General features: G+C 71.4%; 18 protein-coding genes. 12 read left to right on the top strand and 6 right to left on the bottom strand.

What is annotated here, in order from left to right:
- Nucleotides 1–97: 97 nt before the first annotated feature.
- The 3 genes from lipA to ACZ3IJ_RS15730 all read left to right on the top strand — a co-directional run bounded on the left by lipA (nucleotide 98) and on the right by ACZ3IJ_RS15730 (nucleotide 2,307).
- A complete protein-coding gene (gene lipA, locus ACZ3IJ_RS15740; RefSeq protein ID WP_391797756.1) occupies nucleotides 98–1,066 on the top strand; it encodes a lipoyl synthase in 969 nt (322 codons plus the stop codon).
- Nucleotides 1,067–1,379: 313 nt separating this feature from the next.
- On the top strand, nucleotides 1,380–1,592 hold the full coding sequence (locus tag ACZ3IJ_RS15735; protein ID WP_391797755.1) for an SCO2195 family GlnR-regulated protein: 213 nt from the start codon (nucleotides 1,380–1,382) through the stop codon (nucleotides 1,590–1,592).
- A 10-nt stretch (nucleotides 1,593–1,602) separates the two neighbouring features.
- On the top strand, nucleotides 1,603–2,307 hold the full coding sequence (locus ACZ3IJ_RS15730; protein ID WP_352191413.1) for a DUF4191 domain-containing protein: 705 nt from the start codon (nucleotides 1,603–1,605) through the stop codon (nucleotides 2,305–2,307).
- Between the two features lie 120 nt (nucleotides 2,308–2,427).
- On the opposite strand, the gene ACZ3IJ_RS15725 is transcribed toward ACZ3IJ_RS15730, so the two are convergent.
- A complete protein-coding gene (locus tag ACZ3IJ_RS15725; RefSeq protein ID WP_391797753.1) occupies nucleotides 2,428–2,895 on the bottom strand; it encodes an RDD family protein in 468 nt (155 codons plus the stop codon).
- 221 nt (nucleotides 2,896–3,116) lie between these two features.
- Between ACZ3IJ_RS15725 and glnA the strand changes: the two genes are divergently transcribed.
- On the top strand, nucleotides 3,117–4,526 hold the full coding sequence (glnA, locus tag ACZ3IJ_RS15720) for a type I glutamate--ammonia ligase (RefSeq protein WP_391797752.1): 1,410 nt from the start codon (nucleotides 3,117–3,119) through the stop codon (nucleotides 4,524–4,526).
- A gap of 120 nt (nucleotides 4,527–4,646) precedes the next feature.
- Here the strand turns inward: glnA and ACZ3IJ_RS15715 are convergent, their stop codons facing one another.
- Nucleotides 4,647–4,910, bottom strand: a complete 264-nt coding sequence (locus tag ACZ3IJ_RS15715; RefSeq protein WP_352191430.1) for a hypothetical protein — start codon at nucleotides 4,908–4,910, stop codon at nucleotides 4,647–4,649.
- Nucleotides 4,911–5,070: 160 nt separating this feature from the next.
- Here ACZ3IJ_RS15715 and ACZ3IJ_RS15710 point away from each other — a divergent pair, with 160 nt between their 5' ends.
- Nucleotides 5,071–5,430: an arsenate reductase family protein gene (locus ACZ3IJ_RS15710; RefSeq protein ID WP_467468471.1), complete on the top strand. Its 360-nt coding sequence runs from the start codon at nucleotides 5,071–5,073 to the stop codon at nucleotides 5,428–5,430.
- A 195-nt stretch (nucleotides 5,431–5,625) separates the two neighbouring features.
- Nucleotides 5,626–6,273, top strand: coding sequence for a hypothetical protein (locus ACZ3IJ_RS15705; RefSeq protein ID WP_467468470.1), 648 nt, complete (start codon nucleotides 5,626–5,628; stop codon nucleotides 6,271–6,273).
- 12 nt (nucleotides 6,274–6,285) lie between these two features.
- Here ACZ3IJ_RS15705 and ACZ3IJ_RS15700 read toward each other — a convergent pair whose 3' ends face one another.
- The gene (locus ACZ3IJ_RS15700; protein ID WP_467468468.1) at nucleotides 6,286–7,206 is read right to left on the bottom strand and encodes a Gfo/Idh/MocA family protein; all 921 of its coding nucleotides are present in this window, start codon (nucleotides 7,204–7,206) and stop codon (nucleotides 6,286–6,288) included.
- Between the two features lie 192 nt (nucleotides 7,207–7,398).
- On the opposite strand from ACZ3IJ_RS15700, the gene ACZ3IJ_RS15695 reads away from it, so the two are divergent.
- The 4 genes from ACZ3IJ_RS15695 (at nucleotide 7,399) to ACZ3IJ_RS15680 (ending at nucleotide 12,106) form a co-directional block, all read left to right on the top strand.
- The gene (locus ACZ3IJ_RS15695; protein WP_467468466.1) at nucleotides 7,399–8,820 is read left to right on the top strand and encodes a hypothetical protein; all 1,422 of its coding nucleotides are present in this window, start codon (nucleotides 7,399–7,401) and stop codon (nucleotides 8,818–8,820) included.
- Entirely contained in the window at nucleotides 8,817–9,986 is a 1,170-nt protein-coding gene (locus tag ACZ3IJ_RS15690) for an ARPP-2 domain-containing protein (protein ID WP_467468464.1), read from the top strand. Before ACZ3IJ_RS15695 ends, ACZ3IJ_RS15690 begins: the two co-directional genes overlap by 4 nt.
- 161 nt (nucleotides 9,987–10,147) lie before the next feature.
- The gene (gene glnII / locus ACZ3IJ_RS15685) at nucleotides 10,148–11,179 is read left to right on the top strand and encodes a glutamine synthetase (RefSeq protein ID WP_361433308.1); all 1,032 of its coding nucleotides are present in this window, start codon (nucleotides 10,148–10,150) and stop codon (nucleotides 11,177–11,179) included.
- A 369-nt stretch (nucleotides 11,180–11,548) separates the two neighbouring features.
- Nucleotides 11,549–12,106, top strand: coding sequence for a winged helix-turn-helix domain-containing protein (locus ACZ3IJ_RS15680; RefSeq protein ID WP_467468462.1), 558 nt, complete (start codon nucleotides 11,549–11,551; stop codon nucleotides 12,104–12,106).
- On the opposite strand, the gene ACZ3IJ_RS15675 is transcribed toward ACZ3IJ_RS15680, so the two are convergent.
- Nucleotides 12,107–13,525: a PepSY-associated TM helix domain-containing protein gene (locus ACZ3IJ_RS15675; RefSeq protein ID WP_467468460.1), complete on the bottom strand. Its 1,419-nt coding sequence runs from the start codon at nucleotides 13,523–13,525 to the stop codon at nucleotides 12,107–12,109.
- Nucleotides 13,526–13,570: 45 nt separating this feature from the next.
- Nucleotides 13,571–14,188, bottom strand: a complete 618-nt coding sequence (locus ACZ3IJ_RS15670) for a hypothetical protein (protein WP_467468458.1) — start codon at nucleotides 14,186–14,188, stop codon at nucleotides 13,571–13,573.
- A gap of 198 nt (nucleotides 14,189–14,386) precedes the next feature.
- On the opposite strand from ACZ3IJ_RS15670, the gene ACZ3IJ_RS15665 reads away from it, so the two are divergent.
- On the top strand, nucleotides 14,387–15,382 hold the full coding sequence (locus ACZ3IJ_RS15665) for an NAD-dependent epimerase/dehydratase family protein (protein ID WP_467468457.1): 996 nt from the start codon (nucleotides 14,387–14,389) through the stop codon (nucleotides 15,380–15,382).
- Nucleotides 15,383–15,435: 53 nt separating this feature from the next.
- On the top strand, nucleotides 15,436–16,878 hold the full coding sequence (locus tag ACZ3IJ_RS15660) for a DUF1996 domain-containing protein (protein ID WP_467468455.1): 1,443 nt from the start codon (nucleotides 15,436–15,438) through the stop codon (nucleotides 16,876–16,878).
- Nucleotides 16,879–16,890: 12 nt separating this feature from the next.
- Here the strand turns inward: ACZ3IJ_RS15660 and ACZ3IJ_RS15655 are convergent, their stop codons facing one another.
- Complete coding sequence (locus tag ACZ3IJ_RS15655; RefSeq protein WP_467468453.1) at nucleotides 16,891–17,367, bottom strand: hypothetical protein; 477 nt, start codon at nucleotides 17,365–17,367, stop codon at nucleotides 16,891–16,893.
- Nucleotides 17,368–17,392: the final 25 nt, after the last annotated feature.

The following is a 17,392-nucleotide window of genomic DNA, read 5'->3' as shown; positions in this document are numbered from 1 at the left end:
GGCTCTGGCCACAGGTTGCCCAGGCGTAAACAAAACCGTACGAACAACGGGCGTACCCTGGTGTGCGCCGAAGAATCGAAGCTACAGGGAGCCGGTCGTGTCCGCAGTCGCACCCGACGGACGCAAGATGCTGCGCCTGGAGGTCCGTAACGCCCAGACCCCCATCGAGCGCAAGCCCGAGTGGATCAAGACCCGGGCGAAGATGGGTCCCGAGTACACGAAGATGCAGGGGCTCGTGAAGAGCGAGGGCCTGCACACGGTCTGCCAGGAGGCGGGCTGTCCCAACATCTTCGAATGCTGGGAGGACCGCGAGGCCACCTTCCTCATCGGTGGTGACCAGTGCACGCGGCGCTGCGACTTCTGCCAGATCGACACGGGCAAGCCCGAGGCGCTGGACCGTGACGAGCCCCGTCGCGTCGGTGAGTCGGTCGTCACGATGGACCTGAACTACGCCACCATCACCGGCGTCGCGCGCGACGACCTGGAGGACGGCGGCGCCTGGCTGTACGCGGAGACCGTGCGCCAGATCCACGAGCAGACGGCGGGCCGCGCCGACGGCCGTACGAAGGTCGAGCTGCTGGCCCCCGACTTCAACGCGGTGCCGGAGCTCCTGGCGGAGGTCTTCGCCTCCCGCCCCGAGGTCTTCGCGCACAACGTGGAGACGGTGCCGCGGATCTTCAAGCGGATCCGTCCCGGCTTCCGGTACGAGCGTTCGCTGGACGTCATCACCCGGGCCCGCGACTACGGTCTGGTCACGAAGTCGAACCTGATCCTCGGCATGGGCGAGACCCGCGAGGAGATCAGCGAGGCGCTCCAGCAGCTGCACGCGGCGGGTTGCGAGCTCATCACGATCACGCAGTACCTGCGCCCCTCCGTGCGACACCACCCGGTGGAGCGCTGGGTGAAGCCGCAGGAGTTCGTGGAGCTGAAGGAGGAGGCCGACGAGATCGGCTTCTCCGGCGTGATGTCGGGCCCGCTGGTCCGTTCCTCCTACCGCGCGGGCCGGCTGTACCAGCAGGCGATCGAGAAGCGCGGCGCCGTGGACAACGCCACGCAGGCCGTCTGAGGCGTCATCGCCCCGCAGACGCGTGGTCGGCGCACGACCGTGTGAATTCACGCACAAGAAGTTACCGGCCGGTAGTGGCCGGATCCGGCGCGACCCGTACACCCCCGCAGGTCAGAGGGGAGTGCGGGTCGCGTCGGCGTCTGCGAATGCGTGCAGATGGCCGCATCAACGTTTCATCAGTGTTTGACCACCGGGTCACGCACTGGTAACACCAGTCTGTGAGCCTGGCTTCACTCACCGCCACAGCATCGTGAGCGCCGCACTCGCTCCACCCCCCACCTCGTCTCATCCACGCTTGAGGGAGGACCCCCGCATGCAGGCCGCGACACACGTCCGTGCCACCGCCATCCCGTCCGTCACCGACGCCCTGAGGGCCGTCGAGGCCCTGCTGCTCGCCGGCGGGCAGCGGACGGCCCGCCGGAACGCCTGGAACTCGGTCCTGGAGGACCGCCGCCGGGCCAAGGACCGGGTCGAGGCCCAGCATGTGATGGAGGCCGTGGCTGGCCGCGCTTCCCGGGCCACGTAAACTTCAGGACATGGCGAGGAAGGCAAACACGGGCAGCGGTGACGCTGCGAACCAGGGGCGACTGAAGCAGATCGCCCTCACGTACAAGATGACCCGAAAGGCTGACCCCAAGGTCGGGCTTGTCGTCGCGGGCGTGGGCATCGTCGTACTCGGTGTCCTCCTCGCGATCGGCTTCCTGATCGGGCACCCGGTCTACCTGGGCATCCTGGGCTTCATCCTGGCGCTGCTCGCGATGGCGATCGTCTTCGGACGACGTGCCGAGCGCGCCGCCTTCGGGCAGATGGAGGGCCAGCCGGGGGCGGCGGCCGCGGTGCTGGACAACATCGGGCGCGGCTGGACGACGACCCCGGCGGTCGCGATGAACAAGAGCCAGGACGTCGTGCACCGCGCGGTCGGCCGGGCGGGCATCGTGCTGGTGGCCGAGGGCAACCCGAACCGGGTGAAGCCCCTGCTGGCGGCCGAGAAGAAGAAGATGGCCCGCATCGTCGTGGACGTGCCGGTGACCGACATCATCGTCGGCAACGGCGAGGGCCAGGTGCCGCTGAAGAAGGTCCGCACGACCATGCTGAAGCTGCCCCGGGTGCTCTCCGGCCCCCAGGTGACGGTGGCCAACGACCGACTGCGGGCCATGGGCGACCTGATGAGCAACATGCCGCTGCCGAAGGGCCCGATGCCGAAGGGCATGCGGATGCCGCGCGGCGGGAAGATGCGCTGACCTACGGAGGTCTCACCACCTCCACGACGAAGGGCGCCCCCGGAACCGGTCGGTTCCGGGGGCGCCCTTCGTCGTACGGGGTGTCCGTGGTGGTGCGGGGTGTCCGTGGTGGCGGGTGGCTCAGATCCGGACCTGTACGGCACCGGAGAGGCGGTCGTGGAGGCCCCGGCCGTCGCGGTCCCAGATCAGGGCCGGGATCGCGAGGCAGACGAGGATGCTGCGGACCACGACCCGGACGAGTCCGAGCCGGCCGCCGTTCACCGAGGCGACGCGGAGGCCGAAGAGCCGCTTGCCGGGGGTGGAGCCGACGGTGCCGACCGTCAGCACGCTCAGGACGAGGAGGATGACCAGCGCCCAGTTGCCGGTCGCCTGGCTGTAGCCGTCGGTGACCAGGCCGTATGCGATCACCATGCAGAGGGCCCAGTCGACGGCGAGGGCGCCGATCCGGCGGCCCGGGCGGGCGATCGAACCGGGGCCCTCCTCGGGGAGCCCGAGCTGCTGACCGCGGTAACCGAAGTCGACACCGGCGTCCTCGGCCGCCGCGCGGGGGCCGGACAGCCATGATCCGAGTGCTTGCCTGTTGTCCACCCGACAACGGTACTGCGCCCGTTTTTGATCACTTCGGCCCGGGTCGCCGAGGGGCGCCGGGAAGCGGAGGGACACCCGGGCCGGTTAACTTGGGTGAAACAAATGGGTCATGCTTGAGAAATCCCGTCTGCCTATGGTCGGGTCCAGCGTGTGCCCCCGCACTGGCCGCACGACCGAGCTGCAACCCCGCCCCTCCCCGGGCCGGGAGTAGGAGGAGTTGGATGTTCCAGAACGCCGACGAGGCCAAGAAGTTCATCAAGGACAACGACGTCAAGATGGTCGACGTCCGTTTCTGTGACCTTCCGGGAGTGATGCAGCACTTCACGATCCCGGCGACGGCGTTCGACCCGTCCGAGGAGCTCGCCTTCGACGGCTCGTCGATCCGCGGTTTCCAGGCCATCCACGAGTCCGACATGGCGCTCCGCGCCGACCTGACGACGGCCCGCCTGGACCCCTTCCGCCGCGACAAGACGCTGAACATCAACTTCTTCATCCACGACCCGATCACGGGCGAGCAGTACAGCCGTGACCCGCGGAACATCGCGAAGAAGGCCGAGGCGTACCTCGCCTCCACCGGCATCGCCGACACCGCGTACTTCGGCCCCGAGGCCGAGTTCTACGTCTTCGACTCGGTGCGCTTCAATACCACCGCCAACGAGGGCTTCTACCACATCGACTCCGAGGCCGGCGCCTGGAACACGGGTGCGGTCGAGGACAACCGCGGTTACAAGGTCCGCTACAAGGGCGGCTACTTCCCGGCCCCGCCGGTCGACCACTTCGCCGACCTGCGCGCGGAGATCTCCCTGGAGCTGGAGAACGTCGGCCTCCAGGTCGAGCGCCAGCACCACGAGGTCGGCACCGCCGGCCAGGCCGAGATCAACTACAAGTTCAACACGCTGCTCGCCGCGGCCGACGACCTGATGCTCTTCAAGTACATCGTGAAGAACGTCGCCTGGCGCAACGGCAAGACCGCGACCTTCATGCCGAAGCCGATCTTCGGCGACAACGGCTCGGGCATGCACGTCCACCAGTCGCTCTGGTCGAACGGCGACCCGCTCTTCTACGACGAGCAGGGCTACGCGGGCCTGTCGGACACCGCCCGCTACTACATCGGCGGCATCCTGAAGCACGCCCCGTCGCTGCTGGCGTTCACCAACCCGACGGTGAACTCGTACCACCGCCTGGTGCCCGGCTTCGAGGCCCCGGTCAACATGGTCTACTCGCAGCGCAACCGCTCCGCGGCCATGCGTATCCCGATCACGGGCTCGAACCCGAAGGCCAAGCGCGTCGAGTTCCGCGCGCCGGACCCGTCCTCGAACCCGTACCTCGCCTTCTCGGCGCTGCTGCTCGCGGGCCTCGACGGCATCAAGAACAAGATCGAGCCGGCCGAGCCGATCGACAAGGACCTGTACGAGCTGGCTCCCGAGGAGCACGCCAACGTCCAGCAGGTCCCGACCTCCCTCCCGGCGGTCCTGGACGCCCTCGAGGCGGACAACGAGTACCTGCAGGCCGGCGGTGTCTTCACCTCCGACCTCATCGAGACCTGGATCGACTACAAGCGCACGAACGAGATCGCGCCGATCCAGCTGCGCCCGCACCCGCACGAGTTCGAGCTCTACTTCGACCTCTAGACCGCGGACCGGTTCGAGCGGTCGACCGGCGCTGAACGACAGTGAGGGCCGCCACCCCGGATTCCGGGGTGGCGGCCCTCGTCTCTGTCCGGGAGCCGGGCGGTGGGCGGTGGGCCGGGGTCAGCGGCCGTAGCGGATCAGGGCGCGGACCATGTGGCAGGTGGTGTCCGAGGGCGGGTGGATGCCGAGCAGCTCGGCCGTGGTGCGTATCTTCGCGTTGCCCGCCTTCGCGGGGTCGTGCACACCCGCGTCGAGGAGGACGATCGCGAGGCGCATGGCCTTCAGGCGGCGGTTGTGCGTGATGTACCACTCGCGGGGGCGGCCCGCGGGGAGCGGCTGCTTCCGGAGGGGCTTCCAGGGTTCGAGGGACGGCTTCCGGATCATGGCTGTGGCCACGGGCGACCTCCTGACGAACGGTGGGTGGGGGCCCTCCCCGGGACCCTCACCTTCACCTACGATTTTACTGCCCCCCACTGACAATCGCCCCTGGCCAGAGGGGGTTTGGGGGGTGGTGGGAGGAGGCCGAGGGGGTACCGTGGGGCGCATGGAGATCTGGATCAATCCCGCCTGTTCCAAGTGCCGCGGCGCGATCAGCCTGCTCGACGCGGAGGGCGCCGACTACACCGTGCGCCGCTACCTGGAGGACGTGCCGAGCCCGGACGAGATCCGGGCCGTGCTGGAGCGGCTGGGCCTCGAACCGTGGGACATCACGCGGACCGGGGAGGCCGTGGCCAAGGAGCTGGAGCTGAAGGACTGGCCCCGGGACGAGGCGAACCGGGACCGCTGGGTCGAGGCCCTCGCGGCGCACCCCAAGCTCATCCAGCGCCCGATCATCACGGCGGAGGACGGCACGGCGGTGGTGGGCCGCACCGAGGAGGCCGTACGGGACGCCATGTCCCGCTGAAACGTCACGGCTCCGCGCCGCCGTACGGGAGATCATGGCGGCGGACGGGCCGGGACGACACGGGTGCGCATCCGGACCCGCGGGCCCGCGTGACGTTCGCGATGAGCCCGCGGGCGGAGCCCGTCGTTGAGCAGAACCGGTTCGCTTTCCGTATCTGACGCCACAGGAACCGACAGGAAACGAACGGAGCCTCACGTGTCACGCAGGAAAACGCTCAGCCGGAAGAAGAAGGTCGCGCTGATCGCCGGTGCCCTCGTGCTCGCCGGGGGGACGGCGGTGGTGCTGACCGGGACGAGTCAGGCGTCCGTGGCCTGCGACGGCCTGAAGACGGCGCTCGCGAACAACGAGCGGTTCATCGCGGACCAGCGTGCCGACCCGGACGCTCAGTCGCAGGCGCGGATCGCCAACCGGGAAGCGGTGATCGCCCAGATCCGGCTCCAGCAGGCGGCTTCGGGGTGCGGGGGTGATACCGGGGCGGCCGCCCCCGCCGCCCCGGTCCCCGCGCAACCGGCACCAACCCAGGCGCAGCCCGCCCCGCCTGCGCAGCCCGCCGAGCCCGCCCCGCCCGCGGGTGGCGGCGACGGGGGCGGCTCCGGGGATGTCGTCTGCGCCGGATCGACCGTCACGCTCTCCGGCGAGGCCGGTGCCCCCGCCGCGTCCAGCAACCAGTTCCCGCTCGGTACGCGCCTCAAGGTGACCAACCTCGACAACGCCAAGTCGACCACCGTCGAGGTCACCTCCGCCTCCGGCAGCTGTGTCCTGCTCAACGACGCGGCCTTCGAGCAGGTCCGTGAGCCCGGCAAGTTCCTGATCCGCAAGGCCCGGATCGAGCGCGTGGGCTGAGGCGGCCGGCCGTCAGGCGGCGGGCTCCCTCCCCGGGCCCGCCGCCTGCTCGGCGAGCGAGAGGATCTCCGTGATCCGCGCGCCGAAACGGGCGTCACAGGCGTGCGGCACCCCCGTCCTGGCCGAATCCAGGAGGGCGTCCACCGCCCGGCCGAAGGCCTCCGTCGCGCCGTCCCACGCCGGCAGCGCCGCCCGGCCCCGCTTCCCGTGCAGCGTGAGCGCGGCCTCCGCCGCCTCCGGCGGGGCGGAGAGGGTCAGCGTCGCCGTGCTGCTCGCGCCCGACGTGTGGCTCAGGACCAGGTGGTGCGTGTCCGCGGGGCCCCGTACGGCCGTCACGTCGGTGACGTCGCCGAGCACCGGGAGGTACACGGAGAGCACGTGCGGGCCGACGTCCCACAGGCCGCCCTTCTCACGCCGCCACGGCGAGGCCGCGTACGCGCTCTGCGATCCGGGGCCGTACAGCGAGCCCAGCCAGTGCGCCTCGCCGAGGAACCAGCCGCCCGAGGCGGCCTGTTCGTCGATCCAGCGGGCCGTGGGCCCGGCGAAGCGGAGCGTGCAGAAGACCACGGACGCGACCTCCGCCAGCTCGGACACCTCGGCGACCTCACGGGCGGCCTCGACCGTCGTGGCCACCGGCTTGTCCAGGAGCAGGTGGCAGCCCAGGGCGGCGGCCCGCAGGGCGAGCGGGGCCTGGACGTCCGGGGGAAGGGCGAAGGCCACGGCGTCGCTCGCCTCGAGGAGGTCCTCGACGTCGTCGTACGCGGTCGTGCCGAAGGCGGTGGCCAGTTCGGCGGCCGCCTCGGGCCGTCTGCCCCACACCCCGACGAAGTCGACGCCTTCGTGCGCGGCGAGCGCGGGCGCGTGGGTCCGCGCGGCCCAGGGGCCGGTGCCGAGCAGTCCGATACGGGCCTTCGCGCCCAGGTGGGTGGTCATGCCCCCAGTCTGCCGGTCCGCACGGACACCGGCCCCGCAAATCCACTGGCGGCCCTCCCCTCCCCCGGTGTTACGTTGCCTCCGCCGGCCGCGGGACTCCGGTGCGACTTCCGGGACCTGCCTCTGAAGCAACGTTTTCGCTGTTCGCGCCCCCATTCCCCGGCCGGCACCCAGGCCATCGCGAGGGAACCCATGACCACGCCGACCGAGACGGTCTCCGACCTCATCGCCGCCGAGGACGTCCTGCTCTTCGTCAACGCGGCCGTCACCGCCACCGGCCAGCGGGAGTTCCGATCCTCCGCCGGGGAACAGCGGCTCTCGCTCGCCTTTCTGCACGAGTACGTCCGGGTCAACTACCGGCCCGTGTACGCCGCCGCGCTCGCGCTCGACATCAACGACCACAACGCGGCGACGATCGTCGAGCAGCTGCTGCGCACCGCCGACGAGGCCGGCGGCGCGGAGGGGAAGCGCGCGGAGGGGCGGCTGATCGCCGCCCGGCTCGCGCGGATGCCCCCGCAGCGGGTCTACCGGCTCTTCCGCGCCCTGCGCGCCGCCAAGGTCAACAACCGGCGTACCCGCGCGATCATCCGTGACTGGCTGGCCGGCCGCGCCGATCCCGGCCACGACGCCGTGAAGTACCGCGCCGGTCTGAAGGCCACCGTCCGCCACGCCCATCTGCCGCTCGCCGCGGCCGAGTCGGGGGACTTCCTCTTCGCTCCCGGCCGCCGGGCCCGTTACGACCACCCGTACCTGGACGCCTACCGCCGTGCGCGCCACGAGCAGGCCGCCCTCTACGAGCTGCCTTTCACCGTCGCCGAGGGGTTCGCGGCGAAGCACGGCGTACCGCACGCGGTGTTCCTGGAGCGGATCGCTCCCCGGATGACCCGTCTGGAGCGGCTGCGGACCGAGCGCGCGAGCGATCTGGCCGTGATGCCCCTGACGCGGCTCGCGCTCTACGTCCTCTCCCTCCCCTTCGGGGAGAGGGTGGAGCGGCGCGCCGAGCTGACGGCCGCGCTGCGGGCGGCCGCGCTCCGCGTCGCGGGGCCGTACGCCGGGACCTGGGGCCGGGTCGCGGCGGTCCTCGACGACAGCTACTCCGCCTCCGGTTCGTCCGTGAAGCGGCGCCGCCCGCTGGCGGTCGCCCTCGGCTGCCACTTCCTCCTCGACGCGCTGGCCGCGCCGGGGGCGTACGCGGCGCACTGGACGTCGGGCGCCACCGATCCGCTGCTCGTCCGTCCCTGGGGGCCGACCCCGCTCGGGACGCGGATCCTGGACGCCCTGGAGGGCCCCGCTCCCGACCGGCTGGTGATCGTCTCGGACGGCTGGGACAACGCCCCGCCAGGCCTCGCGGGAGAGGTGCTCCGCGTCTGGCGGACGCGCCTCGACCCGGAGCGGCGCACGAGCGCGGTCCATGTGAACCCCGTATACGACGCGGCGGGTTTCGGCGTGCGCCGGCTCGCGCCGAGCGTGCCGACCGCGGGGATCAGGGACGCCGAGGATCTGGCGGCGCTGGTGGAGATCGCCCAGTTCGCCGAGGGGCGGACGGGGCTGGCGGAGCTGCGGGCCTATCTCGACCGCAGGGTGGAACTGTTTCTGCGGGAGGCGGCCCGGTGACCCGGATCGATCTGACCGGCCTCGGCGTGCGGCCGGCCCAGGTGTGGGGCGGTGTCCGGCTCGTGCCGCTGGTGCGGGCCGAGCCGGTGGAGGGGCTGCGGCTCCACCGTGAGGTGTACGGGGCGGGTGGAGCGGTCGACCTCGGAGACCGTACGACCTACACCTCGTACATCCCGCACGGCTTCGTCGCGGACTGGTCCGGGGACGAGCGGGAGTCGGCCGCGTACGGCACCCGGCTCGGGGAGGACGCGGCCGGCGGCGCGGGCCCGGACGTCGTTCCCGTGCGCCGTCACCACCGGCTCGCCAAGCGTCGGCGGGCCGACGGGCGGGCGGAGAAGCGGCTGCGCTTCCTGCCTCTGCACCTCGCCCTGGAGGGGTATCTGGCGCTCCACTTCGGCGGCCCGTCCGTCGTCTGGGACGAGTGGTCCCAGCAGGCGGTACGCCAGGGTCTGTCGCCACGCACCGAGGCGGCGTACGCGGGGTGGAGCGTCCCGGGGCTGGCGGAGGCGCTGCGGGTCTTCGAGATCCACCCGGGGCAGTGCGGACTCATGCTGTACGTCGCCGACTCCCTGGCCGCCGCCTTCGTCGTCCCCCACCCCGAGGACTATCGCGTCCTCCACCCGACCCTGATCGAGGACCTGTACGGGGAGCTGATCCACCAGTACGCGTACTACGGCGCCCCGGTACCGGAGTTCACGGCGCGCATCCGGGACGAGGGGGGCTCGGTCCGTACGCTCGCGGATCTGCGGGCGGCGGCCCGGGCGCAGGAGCGGTCCTGGGCGGAGGCCCACGACGGGCTGATGGCACGGGATCTGCTGGAGACGCCGTACGCCTTCGAGCGCGTGTACCGGATGGGTTCGTACGATCTGTACCGATTCCTTCCGCCGTTCCTGCGGGCGGGTGAGGAACAGCACATCGGCGAACTGATCGCCGACCGCAAGGGCCGGACGCTCTACCTGAAGACCTTCCGCCTCTCCGCTGGCCAGATCCGACGGGGCCATCTGCTCCGGCGCCTGGCGGACGCCGACTGGCACCTGGGTCGTACGGCGGAGGCGCTGGGCACGACGTACACCGAGCTCGTACGGCGCGTCCGGGCCGCCGGCCTCGGCTCGCTCCTCGACGCCCATGTCGTCGCACGGCGGCTCCGCGAAGATCGGGAAAGCTGAGTAACACGGGGTTCACAAACGGGCAACGGGCGGGAAATCCCGTGTTGCGAAGCTGCGCGCAGACACACCACGCAGCTCTCGCAGCGTCGCGAGCCGCAGCACCCCCCGCGCCCGGCGGCGCGGGGGACCCCCAGCAGCAGCACGCCAAAGGATTGAGACCCGTGACCTTCAAGGCTGAGTACATCTGGATCGACGGCACCGAGCCGACCGCGAAGCTTCGCTCCAAGACGAAGATCCTTCCGGGCACGGGCGCCACCCTGGAGGAGCTGCCGATCTGGGGCTTCGACGGATCCAGCACGAACCAGGCCAAGGGCCACGCCTCGGACCGTGTCCTCAAGCCGGTCTTCGTCTGCCCGGACCCGATCCGCGGCGGTGCCGACATCCTCGTGATGTGCGAGGTCCTCAACACGGACATGACGCCGCACGAGTCCAACACGCGTGCCGCGCTGGCCGAGGTCTACGCGAAGTACGCCGCCCAGGAGCCGATCTTCGGCATCGAGCAGGAGTACACCTTCTTCGACGGCGAGCGTCCGCTCGGCTTCCCGGTCGGCGGCTTCCCGGCCCCGCAGGGCGGCTACTACTGCGGTGTCGGCGCCGACGAGATCTTCGGCCGTGACATCGTCGAGGCGCACCTGGAGAACTGCCTGAAGGCGGGTCTGGGCATCTCCGGCATCAACGCCGAGGTCATGCCGGGCCAGTGGGAGTTCCAGGTCGGCCCGCTGGCGCCGCTCGAGGTCGCGGACCAGCTGTGGGTGGCGCGCTGGCTGCTCTACCGCACGGCCGAGGACTTCAAGGTCTCGGCGACGCTGGACCCGAAGCCGGTGAAGGGCGACTGGAACGGCGCCGGCGCGCACACCAACTTCTCGACGAAGGCCATGCGCGAGGGCTACGACGCGATCATCACCGCGTGCGAGTCCCTGGGCGAGGGCTCGAAGCCGCTCGACCACGTCAAGAACTACGGCGCCGGCATCGACGACCGCCTGACGGGCCTGCACGAGACCGCCCCGTGGGACAAGTACTCCTACGGCGTGTCGGACCGCGGCGCCTCGGTCCGCATCCCGTGGCAGGTCGAGCAGGACCAGAAGGGCTACATCGAGGACCGTCGCCCGAACGCGAACGTGGACCCGTACACGGTGACCCGCCTGCTGGTGGACACCTGCTGCGAGGCCCTGGAGAAGGCCGGCCAGGTCTGATCCACCCCGCTCACCCCGAAGGGGCGCCCGCCGACGACCGGCGGGCGCCCCTTCGGCGTTGCCCCGTCCGGGCCGACGTCGACCGGCGTGGACCGAGCAGGTGGACCGGGGCACGGGGGTCGTCCCGCCTATTCCCGAGTAGTACACTAGGGATATGGCCCTCACCCAGAACGGATCCGCGACAGGTCGCACCGACCTCGAGCCGTTCTGGCCTTCCCGGCAGCACCATGACTTCGACCGGTGCTGTCGGCGCGTGAAGAACGCGTCGGCCCTCTAACGCCCGACCGGTACAAGACCGGTTCCGTGGCCTTCGGCCGATGCGCGAACGACGTCGTACGTCTCCGACTCGCGCGAAAGAGCTGAGCTTTCATGGCCCACACCCAGACCGGTACCGCGTCCCTGACCGCCGTCCGTTCCCACCGCCCGCGGCTTCGGGCCGTCGATCCCGACGAGGTCGTCGACCTCGCGCGGGTCGCGGACTTCCTGCCGCCCGGCGCCACGCTGCTGCCCGCACCGCCGCACGCGCTGCCCACGCTGCCCGGACGGCCGCCGATGGTCGGCTACCTCGTGCTGGTGCCCGTCGACCAGCAGCAGCCGTCCGCACCCGGCACCGTGGCCGCCGCCCCCGCCGCCGCGGCCGGGGACCCGGGGCCCGTGGCGATCGACGGCGACCGGCGCATCGCGATCGTGGACGGGCAGCCGCTGGATCTCACGTACCTGGAGTTCGAGCTCCTCGCCCACCTCGTCGCCCACCCCCACCGCGTCCACACCCGCGACCAGTTGGTCACGACGGTCTGGGGGTACGGGCATGTGGGCGACGGGCGGACGGTCGACGTGCATGTGGCGCGCCTGCGCCGCAAGCTGGGCGCCGAGCACCGCCACACGATCCAGACCGTGCGGCGGGTCGGCTACAAGTACACGCCCTGATCAGGCCGTTCGGGATCCCTGGGACCTCGCCCGCACCCTGGCCACCAGGCCAAGGGCGAGGTCCACGACCAGGAACGCCACCAGGCTGATCCCGAGCATCGGGACGAACCAGCCCACCAGCGCCGTCACCGCGAGCAGCGGCAGCAGCATGGTCGGCGGAACCTTCCGCCAGGCGCCGCGCGCGACCGGGCGGCCGGGGCGACGGAGCCACCACATGCGGTAGCCCCAGACGATCAGCAGGATGAGCGCGAGCGCGAGGGCGGCCAGCGCGAGCTGGTTGACCAGGCCGAAGGTCACACCCATGTGCATGTCGATGCCGAAACGGGTGAGCTGGGCGAGCACCGGGTAGTCGGTGAACCGGAGTTCGTCCATGACCGCGCCGTCGGCCGGGTTCACGGCCACCGAGTCGAGGTGCACGGGGAACTGGGTGTCGGTCTCCTTGACGACGTACCCCTTGCCCTCGGAGGGCAGGACGACGGACAGCCTGCCCTCGATGCCCTTCGCCCGGGCCGCCTCCACCACCTTGTCGATGCCGACGTCCGGGCCCTTGGGGGCGGCCGTGTGGCCGCTCATGTCGTGGCCCTCGTGCTCCGAGGAACCGCCGCCCGCACCGGCCAGCGTCGCGGAGACGGTCGGGGTCGCGCCGCCCAGCTGGTCCTGGACCGCGCCGATGTTCTCACCCGCGTACCGCGACCAGGTCAGGCCGGTCGCGGAGAGCACCACGAGTCCGGCGACCGCCCACAGACCGACCGTGCCGTGCCAGGAGAGTGTGCGACGGCGGGACTTGGGTCCGCGCTCCGGTACGAAGAGGTCACGGCGGTTCTTGCGGCGCCGGCCGATCCAGAGCGCCAGGCCGCCGAGGGCTATCACCCAGAGCCAGCTGGCGGCCAGCTCGCTGTAGTTGCGGCCCAGGTCGCCCAGGTGCAGATCGCGGTGGAGCTCGTCGATCCAGGTGCGCAGCGGGAGCGCGCCGGAGCTGCCGTAGCTGGGCAGCTGGCCCCGGATCTCGGCGGTGTACGGGTCGACGAAGACGGCGAGGGACTTCCCCTCCTCGACGTCGGGGTCGGCCATGAGGACACGGGTGGTGGCGCCGTCCTCCGCGGAGGGCCAGACGGCGGTGACGGTGCCGTCGGGGTTCACCTTGGTGGCGGCGTGGACCTGCTGCGAGAGCGGCAGGACCTTGTCGCCTACGGGGACCTCCAGCTCGTGCGCGTAGACGATCTTCTCCGCCTGGAAGGAGAGCGCGTAGAGCAGGCCGCTGGCGGCGGCGGCGAGCAGGAAGGGGGCGATGAGGACGCCGGCGTAGAAGTGCAGGCGCAGGACGAGGGGGCGCAGCGCGCTCCAGGTCCCGGGGCGGGTGGCGGTTTGCTCGGGTGGCGCTTCGGGGGATTCCGGGCGCGCGAGGTCGTCGATGGTCATGACTGTCCTAGGAGTCGGTGTCGACAGGGGGAATCGGCCCCCGGGTCAGACGTGGACTCCGAGGGCTGTGGCGCGGGGTACGGACAGCCGGGGCGGGCCGCGCCGGGAGAGGGTGTGCGCGAGGACGACGCCGTGCAGCCGGCGGGTGTGCGGGCGCGGGCGTACGGGGTGCGGGAGTTCGGGTACGCGGACGACGGCGAGCAGCAGCCGCAGCGGGGTGAAGGCGAGAGCTCCGACGGTCCGGCCGAGCGCGAAGAGCGCGGCCTCGCCCCTGGCCAGCCAGAGGCCGCAGACAAGGGCGGCGAGAGTGTGGGCGGCGATCATGCCGGCGGAGGAGTGGCCGGTGGCGCCCTCCATGACGGAGGCCATGGCCGACATCGTCGCCGGGTCCATCGCCATGTGCGCCGTGGTCGCGTGGTCGGCCGTCGCCATGGGGTCCATCGCCATGGGGTCCATCGCCATGGGGTCCATCGCCGCGTGGTCCGCGGCGCCGCCGTGCCCCTCGCCCGCGGAGAAGATCAGGTGCAGGCCCGCCTGTACGGCCGCGAGTCCCCCGGCGATCGCGAACGCGCCCCGGCGACGGCCGCCCGCCAGCCAGGCGAGAGCGCCCGTCACGGCGAAGGCCGTGTACAGCGAGCCCGGAGGGAGTGAGTGCGCAGACATGGAGGAATGCCCCACAGCGGCCAATGTCACGCACACCGCCGCGAAGAGGGCGGCTCGCAGTGCGCGTATCGGCGAGCGGGCATCCGTCATGATCCGGCCATGGTGACATCCACCGGCCCGGAGCGGGAGACCGCCTCCCGTTTTCACCCGTGGAGGAATCGTTGGGCGCTGCCCGGCCCCCCGATGCACAGTCGTGGCATGAGACTTCTGATCTTGGGCGGTACCGAGTTCGTGGGGCGCGCGGTGGCGGAGGCGGCGCTGGCGCGGGGCTGGGAGGTGACGGTCTTCCACCGCGGTCGCCACGAGCCCCCGGCAGGGGCCGTCTCGCTGATCGGCGACCGTACCGCCCCGGGCGGGCTGGCCGCCCTCGCCTCCGACGGGAATGCCGGCTGGGACGCGGTCGTGGACACCTGGTCGGCGGCGCCCTCGGTGGTCCGCGACGCGGCCCGGCTGCTCGCGGACCGCGTGGACCGCTTCGTCTACGTGTCGAGCCGTTCGGTCTACGCCTGGCCGCAGCCGGCGGGGCTGACCGAGGACGGGCCGCTGGTCGAGGGCTCGCCGGACGCCGGCGACGTCCCGTACGCCGAGGCCAAGCGCGGCGGCGAGCTGGCGGCCGTCGAGGCGTTCGGCCCGGACCGCACCCTCTTCGTCCGCGCGGGGCTGATCATCGGGCCGTACGAGAACATCGGCCGGCTGCCGTGGTGGCTGGGGCGGATCGACCGGGGCGGCCCGGTCCTCGCGCCGGGACCCCGCGCGCTGCCGCTCCAGTACATCGACGTCCGCGACTTCGCCGAGTGGACGGCCGACGCCGCCGCGGCCGGGCTCTCGGGCGCGTACAACCTGGTCTCGCCGCCCGGGCACACCACGACCGAGGAACTGCTCGACGCGTGTGTGCGGGTGACCGGCTCGGACGCCGAACTGCGCTGGACGGAACCGGAGAAGCTCCTCGCCGCCGGTGTCGAGCCGTGGTCCGACCTGCCGATCTGGATCCCGCCGGGCGAGCTGTACGAGGCGATGCACCACGCCGATGTCTCCAAGGCGCTCACGACCGGGCTGCGCTGCCGCCCGGTGGCCGAGACGGTCGCGGACACCTGGGAGTGGCTCCGGTCGATCGGCGGGGTGGCCCCGCAGCGCGCGGACCGGCCGTCGGTGGGACTCGACCCGGAGCGGGAGGCGGCACTCCTCTCGGACTGACGTCCGTATCCATCGCGTTGAACGCAGGGGCCCTGTCGTCCGTATGAAGTCCCATGCGACGCACAAGAAAACGTTCGACACGCGCGAAACGAGCGGTGGCCGCCTCCGTCGCCCTGATTCTGGGCGGGGGCGGCCTGATCGCCGCCAATGTCTACGCTTCGGCCGGCCAGGGCTGGGGCAACCAACAGCAGCAGCCGCCGCCGGAAGGGCAGAACGCGGTCTCGACGATCGACTGTCCCGACGTCGGCGACGAGCTGACCCAGGTCCCGGAGTCCTCGCGGACCGCGGTGGACCGCGAACTCGCCACGCTGGACAGTCAGATCACCGTCGCGTACCAGCGCCTCGCCGACAACAAGGAGCGGGTCGAGAGCGACCCGGCCTTCGCCGAGCAGCAGATCCTGACCCCGCTCAGGAACGAGCGGCTCAACATCCTGCAGCGGATCGGCCAGATGACCGGTCAGCAGGTCGAGAGTCTCGCGCCGTGCACCCTGCGCGCGGACGACGAGCAGCCGGCCGGCGGGGACGACGGCGGCGGCGGGAACGACGGCAGCGGCGAGGGCGAGCCGGAGGAGGGCGGCGAGGAGGAGCAGGACCAGGGCCAGGCGGGGAACGGGCCCGAGGCCTCGGACTTCGTCGACATCACCACGGTCCAGCCGAACGTGAACCTCCCCCGGCAGCGCCGGGGCGCCTCGCGCGGTTCGTTCGTCACCAACTGCGGCACGAACAAGAACGGCAAGTTCAACCCGGACAACGTCATCGTCGCGCCGGGTGTGAGCAACGGCGCCCACCACATGCACGACTACGTCGGCAACCAGGCCAACGACGCCTTCGCCAGTGACGACGACCTGGCACGGGGCCGGACCACCTGCCGCAACCAGGGCGACCGCTCGACGTACTACTGGCCCGTGCTGCGTCTGCAGAACGGACAGGCGGAGGCCGACGCGCAGGCGGACGGCGGCGGCAAGGACCAGAACGTCGGCGAGATCCAGACACCCGCCCAGGTCACCCTGAACTTCGTCGGCAGCCCGGTCTCCAAGGTCACCGCGATGCCCCGCTTCCTGCGGATCATCACGGGCGACGCCAAGGCCTTCACCAACGGCGACGCGAACGCCAACGCGTCCTGGTCCTGCACCGGCTTCGAGAACCGCCAGCTGAAGGACAAGTACCCGATCTGCCCCGAGGGCAGCAAGGTGGTGCGGACCTTCCGCTTCCAGAGCTGCTGGGACGGACAGAACACCGACAGCGCCAACCACCGCACCCATGTGGCCTTCGCGGACCCGGCGAGCGGGCGCTGCGGCAACGGCTTCCGGGCCATCCCGCAGCTCGTCCAGCGGATCGTCTACGACGTGCCCCCCGGCCCCGGTTTCGCCGTCGACTCCTTCCCGGAGCAGCTCCACAAGCCGATCACCGACCACGGCGACTTCATCAACGTCTTCGACCAGAGGCTGATGCGGAGGGTGGTGAGCTGCATCAACGACGGGCGCCGCTGTGCCTAGTGGCCTCTGTTCCTAGTGGCCTGCGGACCCGTGTCCCGCCCCGTGATCGGAACCGTGTCCCGACCCGGGTCCCGACCCGTCTCCGGAGGACTGCGACGCGTGCGGCGCGTGCGGCTCGGTGGTCTCGACCTGACCACCGAGCCGTTCGCGTACCTGCTTCACCGTGCCGGCGTCGGAGGACACGGTCCACTTGCGGCCGACGAGATACGAACCGCCGTAGTCCTTCGCCTCGTTGAGCCACTCGCGCTGTCCGCGATCGGTCGCGAAGGTGGTCAGGACGTACGTCCCGTCGTCCGTCGCGCACTTCGCCTGACGGAGCTCGGCCGCGTCCGTCTGGAGGTCGGGGGCGCAGCCGGCCCGCTCCGCGATCTGCTCCAGGGTGCCGCTCGCCTCCTCGGGCGCCTTCGCCTGCGACTGGCACCCCGTCACGGCGACCGTCGCCGCCAGAAGAGCAAGGGCCACCGTCGTCGTCGTTCGTCGCGTGCGCATCAGCATCAGCCCATCCTGCCCGCCC

This window comes from Streptomyces sp. NPDC013317, from assembly GCF_055563155.1.
The sequence above is the reverse complement of the archived record's forward strand: the minus strand, read 5'-3'. Positions and strand labels throughout refer to the sequence as shown.

Coding starts and splice junctions, on each gene's coding strand:
- ACZ3IJ_RS15735 (WP_391797755.1), top strand. CDS start 1,380: ATGCAGGCCGCGACACACGTCCGTGCCACCGCCATCCCGTCCGTCACC.
- ACZ3IJ_RS15730 (WP_352191413.1), top strand. CDS start 1,603: ATGGCGAGGAAGGCAAACACGGGCAGCGGTGACGCTGCGAACCAGGGG.
- glnA (WP_391797752.1), top strand. CDS start 3,117: ATGTTCCAGAACGCCGACGAGGCCAAGAAGTTCATCAAGGACAACGAC.
- ACZ3IJ_RS15715 (WP_352191430.1), bottom strand. CDS start 4,910: ATGATCCGGAAGCCGTCCCTCGAACCCTGGAAGCCCCTCCGGAAGCAG.
- ACZ3IJ_RS15710 (WP_467468471.1), top strand. CDS start 5,071: ATGGAGATCTGGATCAATCCCGCCTGTTCCAAGTGCCGCGGCGCGATC.
- ACZ3IJ_RS15700 (WP_467468468.1), bottom strand. CDS start 7,206: ATGACCACCCACCTGGGCGCGAAGGCCCGTATCGGACTGCTCGGCACC.
- ACZ3IJ_RS15695 (WP_467468466.1), top strand. CDS start 7,399: ATGACCACGCCGACCGAGACGGTCTCCGACCTCATCGCCGCCGAGGAC.
- ACZ3IJ_RS15680 (WP_467468462.1), top strand. CDS start 11,549: ATGGCCCACACCCAGACCGGTACCGCGTCCCTGACCGCCGTCCGTTCC.
- ACZ3IJ_RS15675 (WP_467468460.1), bottom strand. CDS start 13,525: ATGACCATCGACGACCTCGCGCGCCCGGAATCCCCCGAAGCGCCACCC.
- ACZ3IJ_RS15670 (WP_467468458.1), bottom strand. CDS start 14,188: ATGTCTGCGCACTCACTCCCTCCGGGCTCGCTGTACACGGCCTTCGCC.
- ACZ3IJ_RS15665 (WP_467468457.1), top strand. CDS start 14,387: ATGAGACTTCTGATCTTGGGCGGTACCGAGTTCGTGGGGCGCGCGGTG.
- ACZ3IJ_RS15660 (WP_467468455.1), top strand. CDS start 15,436: ATGCGACGCACAAGAAAACGTTCGACACGCGCGAAACGAGCGGTGGCC.
- ACZ3IJ_RS15655 (WP_467468453.1), bottom strand. CDS start 17,367: ATGCGCACGCGACGAACGACGACGACGGTGGCCCTTGCTCTTCTGGCG.